Genomic DNA, 26,763 nt, shown 5'->3' on the forward strand with positions numbered 1-26,763 from the left:
CATGGCCGCGCTCGCCAAGGGCGGGCGGACCAATTTCATCGGCTTCCTGCTGCGGCTCCTGGCGCGGCTACCGTTCCTGTTTCTCGCCGGGCGGCTCTATGGTGCCGATGCCGTCGGTCGATTTGCCTCCGCGCTGATCGTGGTCGAGCTGCTGGCGCTGGTGTGCTCGATGGGTGAAAAGCGCGGGCTGGCCCAGCGCCTGACAGAAAGCGACGAGCCACAGGCCAACCTTGTGCTCGACGGATTCCTGCTGGCGCTGGTGTTCTCCGCCATTGTCGCGACGGTATTGTGGTTTTTTCCGGCACCGATGTTCCCCAACGGGATGAACAGCGAGCTCGACATCCTTCTGGTTGTCGCCATTCCCGGATATGCGCTGACCGAAATCGCACTGGCGGCGCAAGCCTACAAGTTCGATATCGCCACAACCGTGCGCGCGCGGGCCGTGGTCGAGCCGTGGACGATCTCCATCATGGCCGGGGTGTTCTATTTCTGGATTCCCGATTCCGGGCTTGCCTTCGCCTATATTGCGTCGATCTATGCCGGGCTGCTGACGGCGCTGTGGCCGTTTTTCAGGACCTATGGCGCGCCGAAAGGCTGGTATCCGCACCCCAAGCGGATGTGGTCAATGACCCGGCGGGCGCTGCCATTGGCAGGCACCGATGCGATCGAGTGGGGCACCCGGCGGCTCGACATCTTCATTCTCGGCTTCTTCGCGTCACCGGTAGCGGTCGGGATCTATTATATGGCGCAACAGGTCGCGAGCCTGCCGCAGAAGCTCAAGACCAGCTTCGAGCCGGTGCTGGGCCCCGTCATCACCAAGAACCTCAAGACTCGGAACTACGAAGCGATTGCGAAGCAGGTCTGCCAGGTCGGTTTCTGGATCATAGCGGCGCAGGCCGGGATCGCGCTCGCGCTGGGCATTCCAGGCGAAGCGGTGATGGGCCTGATCGGGCCGGAATTCGTCGGCGGTACCGGCGCGCTCGCCTTCCTGTTGCTGGCCGAAGTGGTGGCGGCTACCGCCGTCGTGTCCGAAGCGGCGCTGGTCTATGTCGCGCGGGTCCGCAATTTCTGGATCTCCATCGGCACCATCACGCTGCAAGGCGCGCTCACCATGGGACTACTCGAATTCATCAGGCGGTCGGACATGGGCGAAGGCTTCATGGCGGCCGGCGCAGCGATTTCACTGATGCTGGCACTGGGAATTGCTTCGCTGGTGAAGGCGATGCTGTTGGGCCGCATCCTCGGCCATTCGATCAACAATTGGCGCTGGGCGCTGGTGTGGGCGGCAGCCCCGGCGGTGGTGGTCGGATACTTCGCCACGCTGATGCCGGAATGGATCGAACTGATCGTGGGTATCCCGCTAATCCTCGGCACCTATGGCTATGTCATCTGGCATCGTGGCTTCGGACCGGAAGACCGGGTGCTTTTCCGCAAGAACATCAGCGGCAGCGGCGAAGACGAAACAGCAAGACCCCAAGCCTGAGCCATCCTGACAGCAGCATTCAGAACGCGTTCACGCGGCTGGTCGATGCTGGAACACGGGTTACAGATTTGGGGAGGACTGCCTGATGCGATTTGCCCGCTATGCCGCCGTGAGTGCGCTGTCCGTTGTGCTGGTGGGTTGTGCCAGCAGCTATGACACCGATGATGGGAGCGGTTCTATCGCTTCAGTGCCGCCAGCTCCGGCTCCTGCTCCTGCTCCTGCACCTCCTCCTCCCGCCGGGTATTCCGCCGATGAAGCGATTGTGGTGACCGGCACTCGGCTGCCGCAAAGGAATGTCGAGACCGCTACTCCCATCGCGGTCGTCCAGTCAGAAGAGTTCAAGCTCTCCGGTACGGTCAATGTCAGCAACGTCGTCAACAATCTGCCGCAAGTGGTCCCAGGGGCTTCGCAGCCCGCCCTGCCTGCGTTCCGTTATGTCCCGCCGGTCGTGGTACCCACCGATCCCGGCCGCGAACAGTATGACGGCGAGGAAGTTTCCCCGGTCAAGATTGCCGCGACGACCCCCGTCTCGACCTTCTCCGTCGATGTCGACACCGGTGCCTATGCCAATGCCCGCCGTTTCCTGACGCAGGGCCAGCTGCCGCCCAAGGCCGCCGTGCGGACCGAGGAGTTCATCAACTACTTCCGCTACGACTACGACCGCCCGCTCGACCGGGCCAAGCCGTTCAGCGTCAATTTCGATGCCGCGCAGACGCCGTGGAACGACAACACCCGCCTGCTGCGAATCGGGCTCGCCGGATACGACCTGCCGCCCGAAAGCCGCCCTCCCGCGAACCTCGTGTTCCTGCTCGATGTTTCTGGCTCGATGTACAGCGCCGACAAGCTGCCGCTGGTGAAGACTGCCATGCTCGGCCTTGCCAATCAGCTGGGCGAGAAGGATCGCGTCTCGATCGTGGTCTATGCCGGGGCCGCCGGGCTTGTGCTCGATGCCACCAACAACAAAGGCGAAATCCGCAACGCCATCAACAACCTCACGGCTGGCGGCTCGACAGCGGGGGGTGCGGGGATCCAGCTCGCCTACCAGATCGCCGAAGCCAACTGGATCAAGGGCGGCGTCAACCGCGTCATCCTCGCCACCGATGGCGACTTCAACGTCGGCGTTTCGAACCGCGACGCGCTGGTAGAACTGATCGAGAAGAAGCGCGAGACGGGCATCACGTTGACCACGCTCGGCTTCGGCCAGGGCAATTACAACGAAGCGATGATGGAACAGCTCGCCAACAAGGGTAACGGCAATTACGCCTATATCGACAGCGCGCTGGAAGCGAAGAAAGTGCTGGGAGAGGAGATGGGATCGACCATCTTCACCATCGCCAAGGACGTGAAGATCCAGGTCGAATTCAACCCGGCCGTCATCAGCCAGTACCGCCTGATCGGCTACGAGAACCGCGCCCTGCGCGATGAGGATTTCGACAATGACAAGGTCGATGCCGGGGATATTGGTGCCGGGCATCAGGTCACCGCGCTCTACGAAGTGGTCCTTGCTGGAGGCAAGGGTTGGGTGCCTGATCGCCGCTATGGCGACGCCTTACCTGCCTCGGCCATCGAGAAAGCCTCCGAAGCGGCCTATGTGAAGCTGCGCTACAAGATGCCCGATGGCGACACCTCGACGCTGATCGACTATGTCCTGCCTGCGGCCAAACTGCGTAGTGCCACCGCGCCAAAGGACGATTTTGCCTTTGCAGCGGCGGTCGCCGGGTTCGGCCAGAAGCTGCGCGGCGACCCGATGCTGGGCGGCTATTCCTTCGACCAACTGGCCAGGCTCGCAGGCAAGCAGAACGATTTCTACCGTCAGGAGTTCGTCAAGCTCGCCGCCGTGGCAGCTGGACTAGGCGAAGTCCCGCGCGAAGCGCAGGGCGGGAACTGAACCCCTTCCCTTTTGCGGGTGGGAATGGCTAGAGGGGCGGAGTGAATATCCGCCCTTCCATCCTGATCCTCGGTGGCGCGCTGCTGGTTGCCGTTTTGGCGCTGGTTGCAGCCAACCAGACGGCTGAGCCGCTGAGCGATTCGCTGGCCCAAAAAGCGCGGGCGGTGATCGCCAGCGAAGCGGCAGGCAGCGTAACCGCCGATTTCCGTTCGGCCCAGGGCTGGCCCAGCCGCCATGCCATGCTGACGCCCAAGGGCGATGTTGCCGAGACGACCCGCGCCCGCATCGCCCGCGCGGTGGCTGCAATCCCCGGCGTCGGAGGTGTGCACTGGACGGATGGGACAATGCTGGCCGACCCGGGCGAAGCACCGATGGAATCGCTGCGCTGCCAGGACGATGTCGCTGCCATCCTCGGTGCGCGGACCATCCGGTTCGAGGAATCGAGCGCTGACCTCGCCGCCGGCGGGACCGAACTGCTCGACGAAGTCGCGGCCGCCCTGCGCCCCTGCTTCGGAGCACGGATCGCCATCACCGGCCATACCGACAGCTCCGGAGACGAGCTGGCCAACCGCGAGCTATCCTTGCAGCGGGCAACAACGGTCAAGCGGGCGTTGGTCGCGCGTGGTATTCCCGAACAGAGCCTGCAGACCCGTGGCCTCGGGTCCAGCCTGCCCGTTTCGGGGCTTGACCCGGCAGACCCGGCCAATCGCCGGATCGAATTCCGCGTTGTTGCCAAGGTACAGGTTGCCCCCACTCCGATAGATACACCGGGACCGCGTTGACATGCCGATCTGGTTCGAACTCATCACGCTGTTGCTTTTCACATACATGATCGGCCTTGGTCTCGGCTGGCTGCTGTGGGCGCGTGCGCCGCAGCCGGGCGGCGAGCCGACGTACACATCAAACAAGGGAGACCTCTAGGCATGATCGAAATGATCGAAGCCAACTGGCCACTTTTCCTCGTCGCATTGCTGATCGGGCTTGCCGTAGCCTGGATTATCTTCGTCGGTTCGCGCCGGACAAAGATAACGCGGGAGAGCGACGGCGGGAGCGATGCTCCTGCTGCGCGCAACCAGGCGCTGATCGACGCACCGCCGGTCGCCGCTCCTGCTGTGCCGCCAGCTTCGCCGATGGGCGTCGCAGGTGCCGGCACCGTCGCTGCCGCTGCTGCGCAGGAAGCTGCGGTTGAGAATGCGGCAGGCGACGACCTGACCCGGATCAAGGGCGTCGGACCCAAGCTGGTGACGCTGCTCAACGAACAGGGCATCACCACTTTCGCGCAGGTCGCGGGCTGGAGCGATGCCGATATCGACCGCATCGACAGCCAGCTGGGCCGCTTCGAAGGGCGCATCCGCCGCGACGACTGGGTGACGCAGGCAAAGCTGCTAGCGGCCGACGATACGCAAGGCTACGAAGCTCAGTTCGGCAAGCTGTAAAGCGCCGCCGCGCAGGGGGAACCAATCCCCAATAGTGCCGTTGATTTCCCGCAGGGCCGTGATCTTGGGGGAGATAGCGATGGACATGCCGTTTGTTATGATCGCCGAAGACGAAGCCGTTATCGGTTTCGACTTGTGCGAAACCGTGGCCGAGGCCGGTTGCGAAGTCGAAGGTCCTCTCCCCGACATTTCTTCCGCCATGCTTTCATACCAGAAACGCAAGCCGGATATCGCCATCCTCGACATCAGCCTGGGATCCGAAAACGTCTTTCCACTGGCTGAGAAGCTGATGTCGGAGGATGTGAAGGTGATTTTCCACTCCGGTCACTATGAACAGGCGGATGTCGATACCCGTTTCCCAGGCGCAGTGCTGCTATCGAAGCCCTGCCCTCCGCAAACCTTGCTGGAGACAGTGCAGCGTTCGCTCACCAATCCATGATTGACGAGGCTTGATGCCCGGGCTCACTCCTGCGAAAGCCGCGAGCAAAGCGAACTAGCCTGATTCAGGAGCACACATGGCAGGTATGGCCCCCTTCAGCTGGGACGATCCGTTCCGGCTCGACGAGCAACTCACCGAAGAAGAGCGGATGATCCGCGATGCCGCGCATGGCTTCGCGCAAAACGAGCTCCAGCCGCGCGTAATCAAGGCCTTCGCCGACGAAATCGACGCCCCTGAACTGTTTCCGTTGATGGGCCAGGCCGGGCTGCTGGGCGCGACTGTGCCGGAGGAATATGGCGGCGCGGGCGCAAGCTACGTCGCCTATGGCCTGATCGCGCGCGAGATCGAACGGGTGGATTCGGGCTATCGGTCGATGGCCTCGGTGCAGTCGAGCCTCGTGATGTACCCGATCCATGCCTTCGGGTCGGAAGAACAGCGCCGCAAGTACCTGCCTGGCCTCGCTTCGGGCGAGCTGATCGGTTGCTTCGGTCTGACCGAACCCGATGCCGGTTCCGACCCTGCGGGCATGAAGACTGTCGCGAAGAAGAACGGTGACGGATACGTGATCTCAGGTTCCAAGACCTGGATTTCCAACGCGCCCTTTGCCGATGTCTTCGTGGTCTGGGCCAAGAGCGAAGCGCATGGCGGCGGCATTCGCGGCTTCATCCTGGAAAAGGGTATGGAGGGGCTTTCCGCGCCTAAGATCGAAGGCAAGATTTCGCTGCGCGCCAGCACCACCGGCATGATCGTGATGGACGAGGTAAAGGTCGGTGCCGATGCATTGCTGCCCGATGTGCAGGGGCTCAAAGGTCCGTTCTCGTGCCTCAACCGCGCCCGCTATGGCATCAGCTGGGGCGCGATGGGGGCGGCCGAGTTCTGCCTCCACGCGGCCCGCCAGTATGGCTTGGACCGGCACCAGTTCGGCGTACCGCTCGCATCCAAGCAGATCTTCCAGTTGAAACTCGCCAATGCGATGAGCGAGATCGCACTGGGCCTGCAAAGCAGCTTGCGCGTCGGCCGGATGATGGACGAAGGCACATTTGCGCCGGAGATGATCTCCATCGTCAAGCGCAACAATGTCGGCAAGGCGCTGGAGATCGCCCGCCACGCCCGCGACATGCACGGTGGCAACGGTATCAGCGAGGAATACCAGGTCATCCGCCACATGGTGAACCTCGAAACCGTCAACACCTACGAAGGCACGCATGATGTTCATGCGCTGATCCTGGGCCGGGCCATAACGGGGATCGCGGCGTTCTGATCGCGTTGCCAACGTCTGCGCTGTCCTACACGGCCCAGTCGTGGCACAAGCGGCTGATGGCTTCGTTTCGCGCGCTTCTCCAGGGTAACACTTCGATTTTGGCCCCGCCCTGTTTTTGTGCGCCAGGACAGTGGTCCATGCGGTCCATGTCTCTGGTCATGTCTCTGGCCATGTCTCCGGCCATGGCGCACAGGGTCGAGGCTGGGCTGGTCGGAACATCTGTTGCATCGATCCATTATTGGTTACAGATGAAACCAGTTGGAGGATTCGCCTACTCATGAAGCTGTTCGCCTATTTCCGCAGCTCGACGAGCTATCGCCTGCGCATTGCGCTGAACCTCAAGGGGTTGGAGTACGACATCGTCCCGGTGAATCTCGTGCAAGCAGAACAGAAGGGCGAGGCCTACACCGGGCGTAATCCGTTCGGATCGGTACCGCTGCTGGAAGCGGATGGGCGCGACCGTGCGCAGTCCATGGCCCAGCTCGAGTGGCTCGACGAAGCCTATCCCGAGCCGGGGCTGCTGCCGAAGGATATCGAAGACCGCTTCACTGCGCGCGAGCTGGCCTATTCCATCGCGACCGAAACCCATGCGGTGAACAACCTGCCGGTGCTCAAGTATCTCGCCGACCCGCTGGGCCATTCAAAGGACGAAATCGACACCTGGTATCGCCATTGGCTGAAGCGGACCTTCGATCCGGTTGAACAACGCCTGGCCCAGCTCGGTACCGGGGATTTCCTGTTCGACGCGCCCGGCCTGTTCGAAGTCGTACTGCTGCCGCAGGTCTATAACGCGCGCCGCTTCGACTATGACTTTGCGGCCTACCCCCACATCAGGCGGATCGAAGCGGCGTGCCTAGCACTGCCCGCATTCGACCGCGCCTACCCAGACAACCAGATAGACAGCCCGGAGTACAAGGGATGAAACTCGCCACCCTCAATGACGGAACCCGCGACGGCAAACTGGTCGTCGTTTCCAAGGACATCACTCGCTATTGCGCGGCCGACAATATCGCACCGACGATGCAGTACGCGCTCGACAACTGGGAGCAGGTCGCGCCGAAACTGCAGGCTCTCTATACCGATGTCGAACATCAGACCGTGCCGTGCGAGCGCTTCCACGAGCGCGAGGCGTACAGCCCGCTGCCGCGCGCCTATCAGTGGGCCGATGGCTCGGCCTATATCAACCACGTCGAACTGGTGCGGAAGGCGCGCGGCGCGGAAGTGCCGGAGAGCTTCTATCACGACCCGCTGATGTACCAGGGCGGCAGCGACGACTTCCTGCCGCCGCGGGCTTCGATCCCGCTCAAGGACACAGCCTGGGGCTGCGACATGGAAGGCGAAATTGCCTGCATCACAGATGATGTTCCGATGGGAACGACGCCGGAAGAGGCCGTCGATCACATCAAGCTGCTGATGCTGGTCAACGATGTCTCGCTGCGCGGGCTGATCCCCGGCGAGCTGGCCAAGGGCTTCGGCTTCTTCCAGTCCAAGCCCGCCACGGCCTTTTCCCCTGTCGCAGTCACACCTGACGAACTGGGCGACGCCTGGCAGGACAGCGTGATCCACTTGCCTTTGAATGTCGACTACAATGGCGCTCCTTTCGGCCGCGCCAACGTCGGCGTCGATGCAACGTTCAGCCTCGCCGACCTCGTCAGCCATGCAGCCAAGACCCGCAACCTTGGTGCCGGGGCGATCATCGGCTCAGGCACCATTTCAAATCGCGACGCCGATGGTGGTCCCGGCAAACCCTGCAGCGAAGGCGGCCTGGGTTACAGTTGCATTGCCGAGATCCGCATGATCGAAACCATCGCCGATGGCGAGCCCAGGACCCGCTTCATGGCCCCCGGCGACACGGTCAGGATCTGGATGGACGATGGGCACGGGCATTCGATCTTCGGTGCCATCGAACAGGAGGTGGTGCAGGCCTGATCGCTACTGCACTCTTCCCTTGTCCGCAGGCCATGCTAACCCTCGCGCTGTGAGCACGTCAGGCGACCCCGAAGTTTTCCGCGATGGTGGCGACACGCGCGGCCTGCGCGATGCCTTCGGCTGCTTTTCCACCGGGGTAACGATCGTTACCACTACAGCGGCAGATGGCGCTCCGGTGGGACTGACGGTCAACAGCTTCTCGTCGGTGAGTCTCGATCCACCCTTGTTGTTGGTGTGCCCGGCGCTCGAAGCCGGAAGTACGTCAGTGCTTGAAAAGGTCGAGCGTTTCGCCGTGAACGTTCTGGAAAGCAAAGACAAATCACTCTCGACGCGCTTTGCCCGCAAGGGAGCGGATCGTTTTGCCGAAGGCGATTGGGAGAGCTCCGAACATGGCCTGCCGGTGCTCAAGCGAGCCTTGGCTGTTTTCGAGTGCACCCGGGAAGCAGTCCACCCAGGCGGCGATCACCTCATCCTCATCGGCCGGATACTGAAGGCCACGTACCACTTGCACGATGACCCGCTGCTATACTTCCACGGGCGCTATCGCGGCATTCACATCGAGGACTGAGGACAACGAAAAAGGGCGGGAGCCCCAGCCCCCGCCCTCTTCTCAATCATTGCTTCCCAAAATCAGGCGACTTCGGCGTCCTTCTTGACCGTAATCACCTGCGAATAGGTGAACTCCTTGAGACCTTCGATGCCGTATTCAGCGCCGAAACCCGACTGTTTGTGGCCACCGAAAGGAGCCAGCGGCGACAAGTGCAGGAACTCGTTGATCCACACAGTGCCGGTTTCCAGCTGTTCGGCGATCTCGACACCCTTGTCGGGGTCGCCGGTCCACACTGCCCCGGCAAGGCCGTAGTCAGAAGCATTGGCGCGCTCGATGACTTCCTCGGTGGTCGAGAACTTCATCAGCGGCATGACCGGGCCGAACTGTTCCTCGGCCACGATCCGCGCATCTTCCGGCGGATTATCGAGGATGGTTATCGGAACGTAGTAGCCCGAACCCGACGGATCGACTTCGCCGCCGACGAGGAACTTGTAGCCATTGTCCTTGGCGTCCTCGATCAGTTCACACACGCGGTCGAACTGTTTCTTGTTCTGGATCGGACCGACCCCCGTGCCCTGCTCGGACCCGTCGCCGACAACCACACCCTTGGCATATTCGGCCAGGGCCGCGCTCAGCTCGTCATAGATATCCTCGTGGATATAGATGCGCTTGGCGGCAACGCAGATCTGGCCGGCGTTGGTGAAGCTCGACCAGAACAGCTGCTCGGCAACCTTCTTGGGATCGGCATCGGGCAGCACGATCGAGGCGTCATTGCCGCCCAGCTCGAGCGTGATGCGCTTGAGGTCGGCGCTGGCGCCTTCCATGATCTTCTTGCCCGTCGCGGTCGAGCCGGTGAAGGTGATCTTGTCGATGTCCGGATGCTGCGTGATCATCGGGCCGAGGCTGTCTTCACCGGTGATGATGTTGACGGTGCCGGCGGGCGCGATGTCCTTCCACAGCTCGGCGATGCGCAGTGTGGTCAGCGGAGTGAAGGGCGATGGCTTGAGCACGATGGTGCATCCCGAGAGCAGCGCCGGAGCAATCTTCTGCACTGCCATAAGCACCGGGAAGTTCCACGGTACGATACCGCCGACCACGCCGACCGGCACCCGTCGGGTGCGGCTGAGGCGGGTGTCGCTGTCTTCGTTGATGGTCTCTTCCAGCTCGAGCGTGGCCTGCGCCTTCATGATCGCCGGCGCGCCATGCATTTCGCCCTGCGCCTGCGCATGCGGCTTGCCCTGTTCTGCGGTGAGCAGGCGAAAGAGCTCGTCATGGTTAGCGGCAATGGCGTCGGCCATGGCGTTGATGACCTTGCGACGTTCCTCGACCGGGGTCTTGGACCATGTCTTAAACGCGCGACGGGCAGCGGCGACGGCGCGATCGAGCTCGTCTTTCCCGCAGGCCGGAACGCGGCCAATGACCTGCTCGTTGGCGGGATTGACGACGTCCATCCATTCGCCATTGGTGATCATCTCACCATCGATCAGGTTGCTGTATTCGGTTGCCATGAGTGTCTCCTCTCTTTGAGTCGTTTGTTAGCAGCACATACTATGTCTTGTCGCGCAAAAGTTTCTTTCCGCGACCGAATATTGGGCCTCGCAAGGCACGCTTCAACCCGCCCGGGGGAGGTCCTGAGGCGTGTTGATGTTGGCCAGCGGCGGAGCGACCGCTACCGCTCTTGCGCCTGCCAGGTCGGCAAATCCGAACAGTGCGCGACCTCCACCACACAAGTAACTGCCGAGCAGCGGTTGCAGCGAAGCCGGCCACAGGCCGACAACAGGCTGGTCTGCCGCATAAGCCGCTCCTTCACCGTCCAGCTGTGCGGCAAGGTCCGGTGGTAGATTGGGGATGTCGCAGCCAGAACTCAAAACCTGGTCGAACCCGTTGGCCTGTGCATGCAAGAGGGCCGCGTTGAGCCCCGCCAGTGGGCCGTGCCCACCCTCGGGCTGGTCGGGAATTGACGCAAGACCTGGTTCATCCCTCCCGCAAAAGACCACTGCTTCGCATTGCTTCGCCAGAGCATCGGCAACATGGTCGATCAGGCGCTTGCCATCCAGCAGCGCATGCGCCTTGTCGCTGCCGAAGCGGCGCGATTGCCCGCCGGCGAGGATCGCCCCGAGCAAGCGCACGGATCAGCCCGTCCCGACTTTGCGCAGGTGGTAAGCGTGCCCGCCGAACTGAGCGTCGAGCGCGAGCAGTCGCTTGTGATAGTGGCTGACGCTGAGCTCATCCGTCATGCCCACGCCGCCGTGGATCTGGATGGCGGACTCGCCGATCGACTGCCCAAGCTTGCCGGTCTGACCCTTGAGAATGGCGATATCACGCGCGGTCACCGCACCGGTTTCTGCCAATGCAGTCGTGTAAAGCAGCGTCGCCCGCGCCTTGGTGTGGGCGATCTTCATATCCGCAAGTCGATGAGCGATGGCCTGGAAAGATCCGATCGACACGCCGAACTGCTTGCGGGTCGCAGCATACTCTCCTGTGATCGCCAGCAATGCGCCCATCGCACCGACGGCCTCGGCGCATTGCACGTTCATGGCATGGGCGAGTATCCGCTCGAGCGTTTGCGCGTCATCGGAGAGCAATGTTGCTGGCACCCCGTCGAGGGTGATGTTTGCGGCGCTCCGCCCGTCAACAGTGGTGTAGCTGCGTGCCGAAAGGCCGTCCGCGCCTTGCTCAACCAAGAAGAGCGCAGGGATACCGCTATCACCCTTGGCGACCACGACGAGCACGTCGGCCTCGGCACCCGCCGTGACGAGACGCTTCTCTCCGGCCAGTGTGCCGTTTGTCGCAGCCATTGTGACGTGCTCGACTGAAGGTGTCCCGTGGCCTTCCTCATAGGCGAACGCGGCTATGGCTTCGCCTGACTGGACCTTCTCGAGCCATTCCTGTGCTTCCGGAGCATCGCTCGCCGCCAGTGCCGCAGCGCCGAGCAGGATCGAGGCGACATAGGGTTCGACCACGAGATGTCGCCCGAACAGTTCGGCCACCGCAACGCAATCGCTGATCGATCCACCAAGGCCGCCTTGTTCCTCGCTGAAGGGCAGTATCAGGAGGCCAAACTCGGCGAACTGCTGCCACGCTTCGGGCGACCACGGCGCATCCGAGCTCACCAGCTTTTGCCGCGTGTCGAAGTCGTAGCTTTTCTCGAGGAACTTGCCGACGCCATTGCGGAGCATTTCCTGCTCTTCAGTGTAGCTGAAATCCATCGCCTCAGCTCCCTACCGTACGCGCAATCAGGTCGCGCTGCACTTCATTGGAGCCAGCGTAGATCGTGGTCGCCCGGCTGTTGAGATAGAGTGGCATGGAGATCAGATCGAACTCGCTGCCAAGCGGCTCGACATTCGAGCCGACGCGCAAAGCTTCCAACTGCCGCGCCATGCCGTCGACGCCGGAGACCTGCATCATCATGGTGGAAGCGCGCTGGACGAGCTCCGAATTCATCGTCTTGTTCATCGACGGGAATGCCGGATCGCGGGCGATTTCATGGCCACTGATAGCGAGCTTTTCGAAATGGCTCATTGAGGCGATATCGGCTTCCAGGTCGCCGATCTCCTGCTGGAAGACCGGATCGTCCGCCAGCATACCACCCCATGGTGACGGTGTTTGCGCCGCCGCTTCGCGTGCCCGCTGGCAATAGCGCATCAATGTAGGGCTGGCCGCATTGCCGCCACCGCGTTCATGCTTGAGCAAGTGCTTGGCGACGCTCCAACCATCGTTTTCTTCACCGACCCGGCCGGACTGCGGGACGCGGCAATCCTCGAAGAAAACTTCGCATTGTTCGGGGAAGCCATCGAGGCCGATGATCGGGCGGATTTCCATGCCGGGATAGTCGACACGGTCGAGCAGCAGGAAGGTGATGCCCTGCTGCTTCTTGCCTTCATTGCTGGTGCGCACCAGCATGAACATGCGGTTGGCGTGGTGGGCGTAGGTGGTCCAGATCTTGGAGCCGTTGATGATGTAGTCATCACCATCTGCGTCCGCACGGCAGCTGAGCGAAGCGAGGTCGGAGCCGGAATTGGGCTCCGAATAGCCCTGCGCCCAGAAATCCTCGCCCTTGAGGATCGGCTCGAGATACTTGGCCTTCTGCTCCTCGGTGCCGAGGTCGATCAGCAGCGGCCCGACCATGCCGAGGCTCTGCGGCAGTAGCGGCGGCAGGTCGGCCTTGCGGTATTCCTCGGCAAAGATGAAGCGCTGCTCCACGCTCCACCCGGTCCCGCCATATTCCTTCGGCCAATGCGGCGCGGCCCAACCCTTGTCATAGAGGATCCTGTGCCACTGCATGCACTGCTCGAACGGCGCGAAGACGCTGGTGGTCTTGCGCCCGGCTTCGCGGATGGCGGGCGTCGGAGCAGTGGCGAAGAACTCCGCCACTTCAGCGCGAAACGCCTCCAGCTCGGGCGCGAAATCGATCTTCATTGCTATCCTCTCCCTTGCCCCTCTACCTGTCACTCGGTGGCGCTGCGAGCAAGGCGAGAAGTGCGAAACTCGCAAGCCAATGTTCGCCCATGTAGTCGCCGGTGACATGGGGCAGCGCGGCGTCGAGATGGCACAAAGCTGGCTCTTGGAAACCAAGTTCGCGCCATGCCCACGCACGACTCAAACATAGACCATCGAGATGCGCAATTTTGCCGTCGCTCCGGTCACTGACTCTTGCCGGCGTGAACAAGGTAGCTGGCTCAGCCCATTCGAGCCTTGGAAAGAAGGCAGAGAACCAGGGCCGAAAATCCTCTGGCGTCATCACTCGTTTCATCAATAGGGCTTCGCTCAACGAAGGCGAAAGGAACTCATCTCCTCCAGGTTCCCATGCCTGACAGCCCCAGTCCCCTTTGAACCAACGCTTGGACGTCGAGCGGATCAAATTCCCAAGATCATCATCGTAGGCGCTCGCCCATTCCAGCGAGAGAGTTAAAGCGAAGGCTGAATTAAAATGCGTGCCGGTACGGATCGGATAGGTCAGTACGCTCAGATAACTCTTGAACATCGTCGCAAAGTGCCGCGCCAGTGGCTCAATTCGGTCGGCCCAAGGCGCTTCATGTCTTGCCGCTTCAAGATGGAGGTAAAGCAGCCAAGCCCAGCCGTAGGGACGTTCAAAACCCTTGGATTCTGGGCGTCGGGCGTAGGCCAGTTCCACCAAGAGCTTTTCCTCGGTGAAAGTGGCGTCCGCAAGTTCAGCAATCGCCGCAGCCTCCGGCATATCCGGATAGAGTCGTCGCAGCGTCAGCAAAGTCCACCAGCCGTGGACGCAACTGTGCCAGTCATAGCTGCCGAAAAAACACGGATGCAGCTGGCGCGGGGTCTGCGCATCACCGTCGCCCGCCATCACATGGTCGAGCTTGTTGGGATATTCGCGCGCGACATGGCCCAGCGCGGCCTGCGCAAAGCGGCGAGCGATCTCCAGCGTCATTTCCATAGCAGGAACGCCCCGATGTAGATGATCGCGACATTGCAGACCCACAGCGGGATCGCAGTGCCGATCTGCTGCTTGATCACGCCGTTCTGGTCCTTCAGTTCGAGCAAGGCCGCTGGCACGATGTTGAAGTTGGCCGCCATCGGCGTCATCAGCGTACCGCAAAAGCCCGCCAGCATCCCGACCGCGCCGATCACCGCCGGATTGCCGCCATAGCCTTCGACCAGCAGCGGAATGCCGATCGCTGCCGCCATCACCGGGAAAGCGGCAAAGGCATTGCCCATGATGATCGTGAACAGCGCCATGCCCAGCGCAAACACCACCACGGTCAGGAATATGCTGCCCTCGGGGATCACCTGCTGCGCTGCGCCGCCGATGATGTCCCCTACCCCAGCCAGCGCGAACACGGCACCGAGCGCTGCCAGCATCTGCGGCAGGATCGCTGCCCACCCGATCGAGTCGAGCAGCCGCCGCCCCTCCTGCATCGGGGCAAGTGCGGGCGGCTTGAGCCATGCCATCGCATAGGTCAGCGCCAGCAGCACCCCGATGGCGAACAGCAGCAAGGTCTCGCGGCGTTCCTCGAACAGCCCGGTCTCCTTGAGCGGGGTGTAGTTGTAGAGCAGCGTCCCGGCGACCGCCGTGACCGGCACGATCAGCGCGGGTACGAACAGCTTGTTGCCCAGCAAGCTGGAGAAGTTGGAACGCTCCTCCGCGGTGGTCGTCTCAGGATCGCTACGCTTGAGTCCGCCGAAACCGGCAATGCCGACCAGCGCCAGCACCATCAGCCCGTTGGCGAAATCGCTGACATGGCTGCCGAGGAAGAAACTCGCCGACAGCACACCCCAGAAGGCGGCATTGCCCCACCGCCCGTCACGCAGGCTGAGCAACGACCAGACAGCGAAGAAAATCCCGGTCAGGACGTAGAGCCATTCGTATGTGATCATGGCCGTACCCTCCCCAGTCGCCGGTCGAGCGCGGTGATACGCCAGCCGTGGATCAGGAAAGCACAGATCGCGGTCGGGATAGCCCAGACCGAAAGCTGCAGCGGTGTGAGCGGATAGCCAGCGCTTTCGAATACGCCCTGGATCAGCAGGATCGAGGCGATGGCAAAGAAGATATCCTCGCCGAAGAACAGGCCGACATTGTCGGTCGCAGCGGACATGGCGAGCACCTTCTGCCGGTCATCCTCCGCCAGCTCGCCGTGCGACTTGGTGGCGGCGGCCTCGGCCATCGGAGCCACCAGCGGCCGCACGGCCTGCGGGTGTCCGCCGATATCCTTCATCCCCAACGCGGCGGTGATCTGGCGAAACAACAAGTAGATCACCAGCAGCTTGCCCATGGTCGCGCCGCGCACGCTTTCGATCACCGCCCGCGCGCGTTGCTGCAGGCCGTATCGTTCGAGCAGGCCGATAACCGGCAGGATGATCCATGTGACAGAGATATAGCGGTTGTCGTTGAACGCCTTGCCCAGCGCCTCCACCACGGCGACGAAATCCAGCCCGGCCAGCAGCCCGGTCGCCACGGCAGCACTGACCACCACCAGAAGCGGATTGAACCGCAAGGCAAAGCCGATAACGACGATGGCGATGCCCAGCAATGGCCAGTAGTTCATGCGGCACTCCCCCCAAATCCACCACCACCCGGGGTTAGGATCACAAATGTGTCGCCCGGCTGCATCTGCGCCGAGGCGGTTGCGGTCAATTCCTCTTTCGAACCATCGACCCGCTCCACCCAGTTGCAGCCGGGGAGAGCATCGCCGCCTCCGGCAATCCCGCTAGGCGCGATTGTGCGACGATTGGCAAGCATGTTGGCGCGCATCGGGTCGAGGAAAGTGATCCGGCGCTCGACGCCGTCTCCGCCCCGATGGATGCCCTCACCGCCTGATCCTAGCCGGATAGCGAAGCGATCGAGCCGCACCGGCAGGCGGGTTTCCAAGATCTCGGGATCGGTCAGGCGGCTGTTGGTCATATGCGTCTGCACCGCGCTGGTGCCGTCATGATCGGGCCCCGCACCCGAGCCGCCGGCGATGGTCTCGTAATACTGGTGACGCTCATTGCCAAAGGTGAAGTTGTTCATCGTCCCCTGGCTCGGCGCGAGCTTGCCGGTGGCGGCGAACAGCGCATCGGTGATGACCTGGCTGGTCTCGACATTGCCCGCCACGACGGCAGCGGGCGGTGCAGGGTTGAGCATCGAGCCTTCGGGCACCACCAGCGTGACCGGACGTAGGCAGCCGTCGTTCATCGGGATCGCATCGTCGATCAGCGTGCGCAGGACATAGAGCGATGCAGCCCGAGCAATCGAGCGCGGAGCGTTGAAATTGTTGGGCTGCTGGGCGCTGGTGCCGGTGAAATCGAACACTGCCGAGCGGCTGTCGCGGTCGATGCGGATGGCCACGGTGACCTGTGCGCCATTGTCCATTGTGCAAGTGGATTGCCCGTCGTCCAGCCGATCTAACAGGCGGCGCACGCTCTCCTCGGCATTGGCGAGGACATGGCGCATATAGGCAGCGATCACATCGGCTCCGTTGTCGCTGGCGGCCTGGGTCAGCAATTCCGCGCCTCTTGTGCACGCGGCAACCTGCGCGCGCAGGTCGGAGAGATTGCGATCCGGATTGCGTGCAGGCCACTCGCCGGAAGCCAGCGCGGCGCGGATATCAGCCTCGCGGAACATGCCTTCATCGACCAGCAGCAGGTTGTCGAGCAGCACGCCTTCCTCGTCGATGGTGGCGCTTTCGGGCGGCATCGAGCCAGGGGCGATCCCGCCAATATCGGCATGGTGCCCGCGCGCTGCGACGAAAGCATCGGGAGCCTCGTTTGCGTCAGAATAGAAAACCGGCACGATTACGGTGATATCGGGCAAGTGCGTCCCGCCGCGATAGGGATCGTTGAGCACATAAGCATCGCCGCGCCTGATCCCGCGCCCGTCGGCGGCATCTCCGCGTGCTTCGAGAATGCGGCGGATACTGTCGGCCATGCTGCCGAGATGCACCGGGATATGCGGCGCATTGGCGATCAGCGCGCCGCCGGCATCGAACAGCGCACACGAGAAATCGAGCCGCTCCTTGATGTTCACCGAGGTCGCCGTCGATTGCAGCACCACCCCCATTTCCTCGGCAATCGCCATGAAGAGGTTGTTGAAGATCTCGAGCCGAACGGGATCGACTGCAGTCCCCTCGGCATAGGCGCGCTCAAGCTCTTTGGTGCGGGTCAGGACCAGTGTGGCGTCATCTGCCAGCGTGGCTGACCAGCCCGGTTCGATCACCGTGGTCGAGCCGGGATCGGTGACAAGCGCAGGCCCCGAAACGGAGCCACTTATCTGCCCGCGATTGAACACTGGCCAGTCACCTGAGCCGTCAACCGCGGTATCATCCAGCACCAAGGCTTCAGCATCGAACCCGCCCGGCAAGCCGCTTGCCTCGACGCTCAGCGCTTCGACTATGATCTGCCCCTCGACATCGGAATAGCCGAAGCGGCGGCGGTGTTCGGACTGGAACTGCTCGGCAAGCGCCCTGTCGTCTGCGAGGTCGAGCGTCATAGTGCTGTCGCTCCCTGCGAAGCGTAGCCGGACACGGCGGGCGAGATCGACCTGTGACGCATCGAGACCATGCCCCTCCATCGCCTCCAGCACCTGCTCTTCAAGAGCCTCGAGAGCTTGAGAAAAGTCCTCGCCCAGGGGTTGCAGCACGCTCTGCTCGCGGATCGCCTTCACCGGCGCGATACCGATGCCATAGGCGCTCAGCATCCCCGCCAGCGGGTGCACCAGCACCGTCGTCATTCCCAGCGCATCGGCCACGCGGCAGGCATGCTGTCCGCCCGCGCCGCCAAAGCAGGCCAGCGCATATTGGGTGACATCGTGCCCGCGCGCGACGCTGATCTTGCGGATCGCATTGGCCATGTTGTCGACCGCGATGGCGAGGAAGCCTTCGGCAATCTCCTCAAGAGTCATGGAGTTGGGTAGCGAGTCTGCCACCTGTTCGAGCCGCGCCTTCGACGCCGCTGCGTCAAGACGCTGGTCTCCATCAGGCCCGAACACCGCCGGGAACAATGCCGGATCGATGCGGCCGAGGAACAGGTTGCAGTCGGTCACCGTCAGCGGCCCGCCCTTGCGATAGCAGGCCGGCCCCGGATCGGCCCCGGCGCTCTCCGGCCCGACGCGGAAGCGCGTCCCGTCAAAGCGGCAGATCGAACCGCCCCCCGCCGCGACGGTGTGGATCTGCATCATCGGCGCGGCGACGCGCACACCCGCAACGACGCTGTCGCCGGTCAGCTCGTACTCTCCGGCGTAATGCGCGACATCGGTGCTGGTCCCGCCCATGTCGAAACCGATCAGCTTGTGATGGCCGAGCGGTTCGCTGGCAGCGACCATGCCGACCACGCCGCCCGCCGGGCCTGACAGGATCGCATCTTTGCCGCGAAACGATCCGGCATGGGCGAGCCCGCCATTGGACTGCATGAAGAAAAGCCGGTCGTGGCTCGGCAGGTTCGCTTCAAGACCCGCGACGTAGCGCCCCAGCACCGGCGATAGATAGCCATCGACCACTGTCGTATCTCCACGCGGCACCAGCCGGATCAGCGGCGCGACCTCGTGGCTGACGCTGACCTGCGCAAAGCCGAGTTCGCGCGCCATTTTCGCCAGGCGCTCCTCGTGCGCGGTGTGGTGCCAGCCGTGCATCAGCACGATGGCGATGGCGTCGAAACCCTCGCTCCGCAGCGCCGCGAATTGCGTCCGTGCGGTGTTTTCGTCGAGCGGGGTAAGCACCTCGCCATCGACTGCCACCCGCTCGGCAATTTCCACCACCTTTTCAGGCAGCTGTTCGGGCAGGATGATATGCCGTGCGAAGATCTCCGGCCGCGCCTGCGTGCCGATCCGCAGCGCATCGCCGAACCCTCGCGTGATCGCCAGTGCCAGCCGCTCGCCCTTGCGCTCCAGTAGCGCATTGGTGGCGACAGTGGTCCCGATCCGCAGCTCGGCAATCGGGCCTTCGCCATGTTCGGCCATCAGGCGGCGAACCGCCTCGCTGGCAGCGTCAGCATATTGACCGGGATTTTCCGACAGCAGCTTGTCGGTGACAAGCGCGCCGCCGGGCGTCACTGCGACAATGTCGGTAAAGGTCCCCCCGCGATCGATCGCGAACCGCCAGTGCCCCAAGCTCTCCATGCCGGTTGCCTAGAGCCTGTCAGCTCAGGGGGCTAGCCACAACCGCAGGATATATCCGACCGCGCCCAGCGTGGTGACGCTCATCGCCCAGATTGCGGCCATCCACGCGAGGCGCTTCCAGAGGGGTGCGGAGGATTGTTCGACCATCAATGGTAGCCCTCGGCCCCGACCTTGCCACGGAACACCCAGTAACTCCACGTGGTGTAGCCGAGGATCAGCGGCAAGGTCAGCCCGACGCCCACTAGCATGAAGATCTGGCTGCGATGCGGCGCGGCGGCATCCCAGATGGTGACGCTATCCGGCACGACGTGCGGCCACATGCTGACCCCAAGCCCCGCCATGCCGAGCAGGAAGATCGCCAGGCTCATCAGGAACGGCATGACGTCCTGCTGCTTTACGAGGCCCCGGAAAAGGAAAGTGCTGGCGATGGCAGTCAGCAGCGGGACCTGGCTGGCGAACAGTATGTTCGGCATGGCGAACCAACGCTCGTAATAGGCCGTATCAAGCATTGGCGTGTAAAGGCTCACCGCACCGAGCAAGGCGAGCGTGGCGATGGCGGCGCGGATGGCCAGCTTGCGCGCGTGCGCCTGCCCTTCGCCGTCGAGCTTCCACACCAGCCAGGTGCTGCCCAAAAGCGCGTAGCCTGCGACCGTACCAAGGCCCGTCAGCAGCGTGTAGGGCGTCAGCCAGTCCCACCAGCTGCCGGCATAGGCGCGATCGACGACTTCAATGCCCTGCAGCAGCGCGCCCAGCGTCATCCCCTGCGCCATCGCGGCAATGAAGGACCCGGCGGTGAAGGCGAAGTCCCAGAACTTGCGATGCGCCGGGTCGCGCCAGCGGAACTCGAACGCCACGCCGCGGAACACCAGCCCCAGCAGCATGGCGATGATCAGCGGATAGGTCGCAGGCAGGATGATGGCATAGGCCAGCGGGAAGGCAGCGAAGAGACCACCCCCGCCCAGCACCAGCCAGGTCTCGTTGCCGTCCCACACCGGCGCTATCGAGTTCATCGCCTTGTCGCGCTCGGGCCCTACATCGAAGGTCGGGAACAGGATCCCGATGCCGAGGTCAAACCCGTCCATCACCACATAGGCGAAGACCGCAAAGGCGATGATGAAGGCCCAGATGACAGTGAGGTCGATCATTGTGCGTCTCCCTCGCTGAGCTGCTCCTTGGCGAGGCCGGCGGTGATCCCGGCGGTGCGCACCGGGCCGCTCTCGGTCCGCGCGACGCCTTTCTCTCCAGCCTCGGGAGCCTTCTTCATCAGCCGCAGGATGTACCAGGTGCCGACCCCGAAGACCGCGAAGTAGACCACCACGAAGGCCAGCAACGAGGCACCCACCGCCGGCGCATCGAGCGGGCTTGCAGCATCGGCGGTGCGCAGCAAGCCGTAGATCACCCACGGCTGGCGTCCTACCTCAGTGGTGATCCAGCCGGCGATGACTGCGACGAAGCCCGATGGCCCCATGGCAATCGCTGCGCGGTGGAGCCAGCTCCAGTCGTAGAGCTTGCCCCGGAACCGTGCGAGCAGGCTCCACAGACCGATACCGAGCATGGCGAAGCCGATGCCGACCATAACGCGGAAGGCCCAGAACACGATGCCGACCGGCGGCTCTTCATCGTCGGGAATGGTGTCCAGACCCGCCAGCGGGGCGTTCGGATCATGCTTGAGGATCAGCGAGGAAGCCTTTGGAATCTCGACGGCATATCTAACGGTCTTTTCCTCGCTGTCGGGGATGCCGAACAGGATCAGCGGCGCGCCATCGGGGTGGCTCTGGTAGTGACCCTCCATCGCCATGACCTTCGCCGGCTGGTGCTCCAGCGTGTTGAGCCCATGCATGTCCCCGGCGAAAATCTGGATCGGGGCGACCAGCGCGGCCATCCACATCGCCATGGAGAACATCTTGCGCGCATGCAGGTTGGCGCGGTCCTTCAGCAAGTGCCACGCGCCGACGGCACCAACCACAAAAGCGGTGGTGAGGTAAGCGGCAGTGACAGTGTGCACCAGCCGATACGGGAAGCTCGGGTTGAAGACGATATCCCACCAGCTCTCGCCCGGCAGGAACTGGCCGTTCGCGCCTATCTCGAACCCGGTCGGGGTCTGCATCCAGCTGTTGACCGAGAGGATCCAGAAGGCGCTGACGAAGGTCCCGCCAGCGACCATCAGCGTGGCCATGAAGTGCAGCCTCGGCCCGACCTTGTTCATCCCGAACAGCATCACGCCAAGGAACCCCGCCTCCAGGAAGAAGGCGGTCAGCACCTCATAGGCCATCAGCGGCCCGATCACCGGCCCCGCCTTGTCGGAGAACACCGACCAGTTGGTGCCGAACTGGTAGGACATGACGATGCCCGAGACTACGCCCATGGCAAAGGCGATGGCGAAGATCTTCAGCCAGTATTTGAACAGGTCGAGATAGAGCTGCTTGCCGGTACGCAACCACAGCCCCTCCAGCACCGCGAGATAGCTCGCCAGCCCGATCGAGAAGGCCGGGAAGATGAAATGGAAGCTCACCGTAAAGGCGAACTGGATCCGGGCGAGCACGAGCGCGTCGGCTTGGTCGAACATGGTCAGTCCTTAGGCTCTTCCAGGGAAAACGTTGATCGCGAATAAGGTCACATGTCTTCGACGCGGTGCACTTGCCGACCGGTCAGACCGCCTGCTCGCCATAATAGAGCGTCACCACGTGTTTCGCCTCGGCGAAGAACAGCCAGCGCTCGACGGTGATGCCCGCTTGGCAGGATAGCCAGCAGCCAATCAGCAGTATGAAATTGACGGTCGGATTGATATTGATGAAGGTCCAGGCAAGCCCCGCGACGGGCAACAGGAAGGCCAGCGCCAGCGCGATCAGGCGCAGCTTCTCGGCGTGCTTGCGGGCGATGCGGAAGCCCATCTCGCGAAGCAGGTAGTTGTCGATGTCGTGCGGGCTCGCGGTCATTTCGACCGTTCCTAGATGGCCGAGGCCGGTGGCGGAACCGGCTGTGCTTGTGGCTGGCGTGGACTGGATATGCCGCCAGTACATGAGCTTGATCACGACGGCAGCGGCAAGGAAAGCAAGCGCCGCGTCTCGCATGAACTGCGTCGCCGCTTCGAGACTGAAAGCGAACACCAGCAGCAACGCGATGAGCGCTCCGTTCATTGGCCCGAGGACGACATAACCCATAACCGTGTAGCCGTTGCTCCATGCCGGGATAGTCTTGAGCGAAGCGTAGATCATCGAGGTGGTGAAGATGGTCAGCAGGCTCATTGCGGCCCCAACCAGACCGATTGCTGCAGCAGGGCCTGAGTTCTGCCCCAGAACGACCCACGATAGCGCGAACAGCCCGAGAGGGACGAAGGTCAGGATCGCCGCCACCCCTTCGCGCGACAGCCAGCTCGATCGCCATTGCGACAGCGCGCGCCAAGCTCTCTCAGGGCGACCCAAATGGAAGGTGGAGGACAGCAGACCGCTAATGATCAGTACAAGGCCGAGGCCCAGTCCGATCGAACCCAGCACGGGTTCTGCCGGAACCAGTCCAAGCGCGGCCAGCACCGCCAGCCAGATCATCAAGCCATAGCCCGCGCCGCTGGCAGTGGTGAAGAAGATGACGGATTTGGCAGGGTGCATCGCTCAGCGCCTCACGACAGGATCTTGTCGACCCAGCGCGCGATCAGGCCGGCGCTGTCGGTGGCTTGGTCGGAATCGGTGAGCATTCGCGGCGCCTTTTCGTCGTCACCCCTTTGTCGCGGCCTCGGCGGCAGGTATTTGTTGGTTGGCATGGTCCCCTGCTCGGGCATCAGGCCATAGCCTCCCCGTTCGGCCACAAGTTTCGACACATCGCTTTCGGGATCCGCAAAATCGCCGAAGTGCCGCGCGCCCGCCGGACAGGTCGAGACGCAAGCCGGGACGCGGCTCTTTTCCGGCAAGTTCTCGTTGTAGATCTTGTCGACGCACAACGTGCATTTCTTCATCACGCCTTCGGCTTCGTCATATTCGCGCGCGCCATAGGGGCAGGCCCAGCTGCACAGCTTGCAGCCGATGCAGATATCCTCGTTGACGAGCACGATGCCGTCTTCCGTTCGCTTGTAGCTCGCGCCGGTGGGGCAGACAGTGACGCAGGGCGCATCCTCGCAATGCAGGCAACTGCGCGGGAAGTGCACGGTCTGGCCATTGCCCGCTGCGTCGCTGGTCTCGAAGGTATGGATGCGGTTGAACCACACGCCGTCCGGCTTCTTGCCGTAGGGATCGTAGTCGGTCAGCGGCGCGCTCTTGCCCTGGTCGTTCCATTCCTTGCAGTTGACCGCGCAGGCGTGGCAGCCGACGCAGATGTCGAGATCGACGACGAGGCCAAGCTTCTTTTCGGTGCTGTCGGGCAGGCTGGTCATGCGGTCACCCTGTAGTCTGCGCCCGCACCAAGCGGCTCGAACATGGGCTCGGTCTCGCCGGCCTCATGCGGAGCGCATTTCTGCAGGCGCACCCGCAAGTCGTACCATGCTGCCTGACCGGTGACGGGATCGGAGTTGGAGTACACCTTATCTCCCTTCTGCGGCAGCAGCGTCTCAGTGATGATGTGATTGAGCAGGAAGCCCTTCGTGGTCTCCGGGCTGTCCGGGTGGAGCCCCCAGGCCCCCTTGCGCTTGCCGATAGCGTTCCAGGTCCACACAACGTTCTCATTGACGCCGGTGACGAGCTTGACCTGCGCCTTCACCCGCCCGCGCGGGTTCTCGATCCACACCCAGTCATCGTCTTCCAGCCCATGCTTCGTTGCCAGCTTGCGGTGCAGGTGCAGCTTGTTGGCACTGGTGATCTGCCGCAGCCAGGCGTTCTGGCTGCCCCAGCTGTGATACATGTGCATGGGCCGCTGGCTGAGCGCGTGGACGGGAAACTCCTCTCCGCCCTCCTGCTCTTCGAGGAAAGGCTGGTACCAGATCGGCAGCGGGTCGAAATAGGTCTCGATCCGCTCGCGGTGCTGCTCGGGCGGCTGGATCGCGCCATGGCCCTGCGCGGCCAGCCGGAACTTCTGCAGGTCCTCGTTGTAGAGCTGGAACACGATCGGGTCGGCATGGCCGATCCAGGCCATTTTCTCGGCGTATTCGAGATATTTGCGGTTGGCGAACTTGAAGTACTCGGCTCCTTCGGGAAGATCTTCGTACCAGAAGCAGCCGTTTTCAATGTACCGTTCGAGCTGGTTCGGGTTGACCTCGCCCACGCCCGATTTCTCGCCATCTTTGCCGCGCCAGCCCGACAGCGGGCCGACACCCGGCGCACGCTCGTGGTTGACGATGTAGTCTTCATAGCCGCCCGGAAACTTGGGCGAACCGTCTTCATTGGTCATGCCCGGCAGGCCCAGCCGCGCGCCAAGGTCGAGCAGCACAGTCTGGAACGGGCGCACATCACGGTCGAGCGCGACCACCGGCTGGCGAATGCTGTCCCCGCCGCCATGGGCCGAGCTGATCGGGCGATCGAGCATGGAGATGCAGTCGAAGCGCTCGAGATAGGTTGTGTCGGGCAGGATCAGGTCACAGTAAGGCACCGTCTCCGACCAGAAGGCATCGGAATAGATGATCTTCGGGATCACATATTCGCCATCTTCGCGCTTCTTGGTGAAATACCCCAACGTCTCGGGGATGTTCATTGAGCTGTTCCAGGCCATGTTGGCCATGAACATGAACAGCACGTCGATGCCGTAGGGGTCTTCGGTGGCCGCATTGTGCAGCACCATGTGCATCAGCCCGTGGAGCGCGAGCGGATGCTCCCAGCTGTAGGCCTTGTCGATCCGCAGCGGTTCGCCATGGTGGTCGACGATCAGGTCGGCGGGCGACTTGGGGAAGCCCAGCGGCGGGCCTGACAGCGGAGTCGCAGCCTCGGGTTTGGGCCAGGCCGGCTTGATGCCGGGCGGGATCGGCTTGGGAAACGGCGCCTTGTAGCGCCAGCCACCGGGGCAATCGACACTGCCCAGCAGCGCCTGCAGGATATGGATCGCCCGGCAGGTGTGGAAGCCGTTGGAATGCGCCGAGATGCCGCGCATGGCGTGGAAGCTGACCGGGCGGCCGATCATCTTGTCGTGCATGCGGCCCCAGCTGTCGGTCCACGGCTGGTCGATGGTAATCTCTTCCTCGAACGCCACCTGCGCGAGCTCGGCAGCGATCCGCTGCATGGTTGCAGCCGGGACACCCGTGGTCTCCGCCACTGCCTCGGGCGCATATTGCGGGTCGAGATAGCGCTCAGCAAGGATCTGGAAGCTCGGCACAACCTTGCGGCCATTGACCACGCGCTCGCCGGCAAAGGCGGGGGTACGGTGGACAGCATTGGCGCGGCGGGCGCGCTTTTCCTCTAGGCACCAGACCAGCGGCTGGCCATCCTCGTGGCGCAGGAACAGGCCGTCATCCTCCGCGCCCGGCTCGCGGATCACCAGCCATGGCGCGTTGGAATAACGCGCGAGATAGGGGAAATCGATCTTCTCCGCCCGCAGCAGCTCGTGGATGATCGCGAACAGGAACAGCCCGTCGGTGCCGGGGCGGATGCCGATCCATTCATCGGCAATCGCGCTGTAGCCGGTGCGGACCGGGTTGACGGAGACGAACTTGGTCCCCTCGCGGGTCTTGAGCTTGCCCAACCCCATCTTGATCGGGTTGGAGTCGTGATCGTCGGCCACGCCCAACATGACGTGGTATTTGGTCAGCTCCCAGTCGGGCTCGCCGAATTCCCAGAACGCCCCGCCCAGCGTGTAGAGCCCGGCGGCGGCCATGTTGACCGAGCAGAAGCCGCCATGGGCAGCGAAATTGTGGGTGCCGAACTGCGTCGCCCACCAGCCGGTCAGCGATTGCGACTGGTCGCGCCCGGTGAAGAAGGCGAGCTTGCCGGGATCGCGCGCGCGCACCTCGCCGAGCCATTTGGTGGCCAGGCTGAGCGCCTCGTCCCACTCGATTTCCCTGAACTCGCCCGAACCTCGCTCGCCGGTGCGCAACAAAGGCTTGGTGAGCTTGGCTGGTGAGGACTGGTGCTTGATCCCCGCAGAACCCTTGGCGCATAGCACGCCCTTGTTGACCGGATGGTCGGGATTGCCCTCGATATAGCGGATCGAGCCGTCCTTCAGATGCACTCTGATTCCGCAACGGCAAGCACACATGTAGCAGGTCGAGGTCTTAACCTCATCGGAAATCTCCGGCGAGAGATCGATCTCTTCCCGGACAGTTTCGAATGGATTCAGGCCCATAGTCTCCCCCACCGGT

At 63.0% G+C, this 26,763-nt stretch carries 24 protein-coding genes; 10 read left to right on the forward strand and 14 right to left on the reverse strand.

The window, feature by feature from the left end; genetic code table 11:
• The first annotated feature begins 1 nt into the window (after position 1).
• The 10 genes from QPW08_RS12210 to QPW08_RS12255 all read left to right on the forward strand — a co-directional run bounded on the left by QPW08_RS12210 (position 2) and on the right by QPW08_RS12255 (position 9,004).
• Entirely contained in the window at positions 2-1,483 is a 1,482-nt protein-coding gene (locus tag QPW08_RS12210) for a lipopolysaccharide biosynthesis protein (protein ID WP_284126349.1), read from the forward strand.
• 85 nt (positions 1,484-1,568) lie between these two features.
• Entirely contained in the window at positions 1,569-3,371 is a 1,803-nt protein-coding gene (locus tag QPW08_RS12215) for a vWA domain-containing protein (RefSeq protein ID WP_284126087.1), read from the forward strand.
• Positions 3,372-3,412: 41 nt separating this feature from the next.
• Positions 3,413-4,153: an OmpA family protein gene (locus QPW08_RS12220; protein ID WP_284126088.1), complete on the forward strand. Its 741-nt coding sequence runs from the start codon at positions 3,413-3,415 to the stop codon at positions 4,151-4,153.
• 1 nt (position 4,154) lies between these two features.
• Positions 4,155-4,292, forward strand: a complete 138-nt coding sequence (locus tag QPW08_RS12225; protein WP_284126089.1) for a hypothetical protein — start codon at positions 4,155-4,157, stop codon at positions 4,290-4,292.
• A 2-nt stretch (positions 4,293-4,294) separates the two neighbouring features.
• Positions 4,295-4,807 carry a helix-hairpin-helix domain-containing protein gene (locus QPW08_RS12230; RefSeq protein ID WP_284126090.1) on the forward strand — a complete coding sequence of 171 codons (513 nt, stop codon included), beginning with the start codon at positions 4,295-4,297 and terminating at the stop codon, positions 4,805-4,807.
• A 79-nt stretch (positions 4,808-4,886) separates the two neighbouring features.
• Complete coding sequence (locus QPW08_RS12235) at positions 4,887-5,246, forward strand: response regulator (RefSeq protein ID WP_284126091.1); 360 nt, start codon at positions 4,887-4,889, stop codon at positions 5,244-5,246.
• Positions 5,247-5,331: 85 nt separating this feature from the next.
• Entirely contained in the window at positions 5,332-6,507 is a 1,176-nt protein-coding gene (locus QPW08_RS12240; protein ID WP_407674568.1) for an acyl-CoA dehydrogenase, read from the forward strand.
• 277 nt (positions 6,508-6,784) lie between these two features.
• Entirely contained in the window at positions 6,785-7,429 is a 645-nt protein-coding gene (maiA, locus tag QPW08_RS12245) for a maleylacetoacetate isomerase (protein ID WP_284126093.1), read from the forward strand.
• On the forward strand, positions 7,426-8,436 hold the full coding sequence (locus QPW08_RS12250) for a fumarylacetoacetate hydrolase family protein (protein WP_284126094.1): 1,011 nt from the start codon (positions 7,426-7,428) through the stop codon (positions 8,434-8,436). Before maiA ends, QPW08_RS12250 begins: the two co-directional genes overlap by 4 nt.
• Before the next feature lie 49 nt (positions 8,437-8,485).
• Positions 8,486-9,004, forward strand: a complete 519-nt coding sequence (locus QPW08_RS12255; RefSeq protein ID WP_284126095.1) for a flavin reductase family protein — start codon at positions 8,486-8,488, stop codon at positions 9,002-9,004.
• Positions 9,005-9,066: 62 nt separating this feature from the next.
• On the opposite strand, the gene QPW08_RS12260 is transcribed toward QPW08_RS12255, so the two are convergent.
• From QPW08_RS12260 to QPW08_RS12325, 14 genes are all read right to left on the reverse strand, one after another.
• The gene (locus tag QPW08_RS12260) at positions 9,067-10,494 is read right to left on the reverse strand and encodes an aldehyde dehydrogenase family protein (protein ID WP_284126096.1); all 1,428 of its coding nucleotides are present in this window, start codon (positions 10,492-10,494) and stop codon (positions 9,067-9,069) included.
• 102 nt (positions 10,495-10,596) lie between these two features.
• A complete protein-coding gene (gene mobA, locus QPW08_RS12265) occupies positions 10,597-11,115 on the reverse strand; it encodes a molybdenum cofactor guanylyltransferase (protein ID WP_284126097.1) in 519 nt (172 codons plus the stop codon).
• A gap of 3 nt (positions 11,116-11,118) precedes the next feature.
• On the reverse strand, positions 11,119-12,195 hold the full coding sequence (locus tag QPW08_RS12270; protein WP_284126098.1) for an acyl-CoA dehydrogenase family protein: 1,077 nt from the start codon (positions 12,193-12,195) through the stop codon (positions 11,119-11,121).
• A gap of 4 nt (positions 12,196-12,199) precedes the next feature.
• Positions 12,200-13,405 carry an acyl-CoA dehydrogenase family protein gene (locus QPW08_RS12275; RefSeq protein WP_284126099.1) on the reverse strand — a complete coding sequence of 402 codons (1,206 nt, stop codon included), beginning with the start codon at positions 13,403-13,405 and terminating at the stop codon, positions 12,200-12,202.
• 22 nt (positions 13,406-13,427) lie between these two features.
• Positions 13,428-14,399, reverse strand: a complete 972-nt coding sequence (locus QPW08_RS12280; protein ID WP_284126100.1) for a DUF2891 domain-containing protein — start codon at positions 14,397-14,399, stop codon at positions 13,428-13,430.
• A complete protein-coding gene (locus QPW08_RS12285) occupies positions 14,390-15,340 on the reverse strand; it encodes a DUF979 domain-containing protein (protein ID WP_284126101.1) in 951 nt (316 codons plus the stop codon). Before QPW08_RS12285 ends, QPW08_RS12280 begins: the two co-directional genes overlap by 10 nt.
• Entirely contained in the window at positions 15,337-16,008 is a 672-nt protein-coding gene (locus QPW08_RS12290; protein ID WP_284126102.1) for a DUF969 domain-containing protein, read from the reverse strand. The genes QPW08_RS12285 and QPW08_RS12290 overlap by 4 nt, the downstream gene beginning before the upstream one ends.
• Entirely contained in the window at positions 16,005-19,553 is a 3,549-nt protein-coding gene (locus tag QPW08_RS12295; RefSeq protein ID WP_284126103.1) for a hydantoinase B/oxoprolinase family protein, read from the reverse strand. The genes QPW08_RS12290 and QPW08_RS12295 overlap by 4 nt, the downstream gene beginning before the upstream one ends.
• A gap of 24 nt (positions 19,554-19,577) precedes the next feature.
• On the reverse strand, positions 19,578-19,700 hold the full coding sequence (locus QPW08_RS12300) for a DUF2474 domain-containing protein (RefSeq protein ID WP_284126104.1): 123 nt from the start codon (positions 19,698-19,700) through the stop codon (positions 19,578-19,580).
• Positions 19,700-20,698, reverse strand: coding sequence for a cytochrome d ubiquinol oxidase subunit II (gene cydB, locus QPW08_RS12305; RefSeq protein WP_284126105.1), 999 nt, complete (start codon positions 20,696-20,698; stop codon positions 19,700-19,702). The genes QPW08_RS12300 and cydB overlap by 1 nt, the downstream gene beginning before the upstream one ends.
• On the reverse strand, positions 20,695-22,119 hold the full coding sequence (locus QPW08_RS12310; RefSeq protein ID WP_284126106.1) for a cytochrome ubiquinol oxidase subunit I: 1,425 nt from the start codon (positions 22,117-22,119) through the stop codon (positions 20,695-20,697). The genes cydB and QPW08_RS12310 overlap by 4 nt, the downstream gene beginning before the upstream one ends.
• An 82-nt stretch (positions 22,120-22,201) precedes the next feature.
• Complete coding sequence (locus QPW08_RS12315) at positions 22,202-23,158, reverse strand: dimethyl sulfoxide reductase anchor subunit family protein (protein ID WP_284126107.1); 957 nt, start codon at positions 23,156-23,158, stop codon at positions 22,202-22,204.
• Positions 23,159-23,169: 11 nt separating this feature from the next.
• Positions 23,170-23,916 carry a 4Fe-4S dicluster domain-containing protein gene (locus tag QPW08_RS12320; RefSeq protein ID WP_284126108.1) on the reverse strand — a complete coding sequence of 249 codons (747 nt, stop codon included), beginning with the start codon at positions 23,914-23,916 and terminating at the stop codon, positions 23,170-23,172.
• Positions 23,913-26,747 carry a molybdopterin oxidoreductase family protein gene (locus tag QPW08_RS12325; protein WP_284126109.1) on the reverse strand — a complete coding sequence of 945 codons (2,835 nt, stop codon included), beginning with the start codon at positions 26,745-26,747 and terminating at the stop codon, positions 23,913-23,915. Before QPW08_RS12325 ends, QPW08_RS12320 begins: the two co-directional genes overlap by 4 nt.
• Positions 26,748-26,763 lie beyond the last annotated feature (16 nt).

This window comes from Parerythrobacter aestuarii, assembly GCF_030140925.1.
Classification (GTDB): Bacteria; Pseudomonadota; Alphaproteobacteria; order Sphingomonadales; family Sphingomonadaceae; genus Parerythrobacter; species Parerythrobacter aestuarii.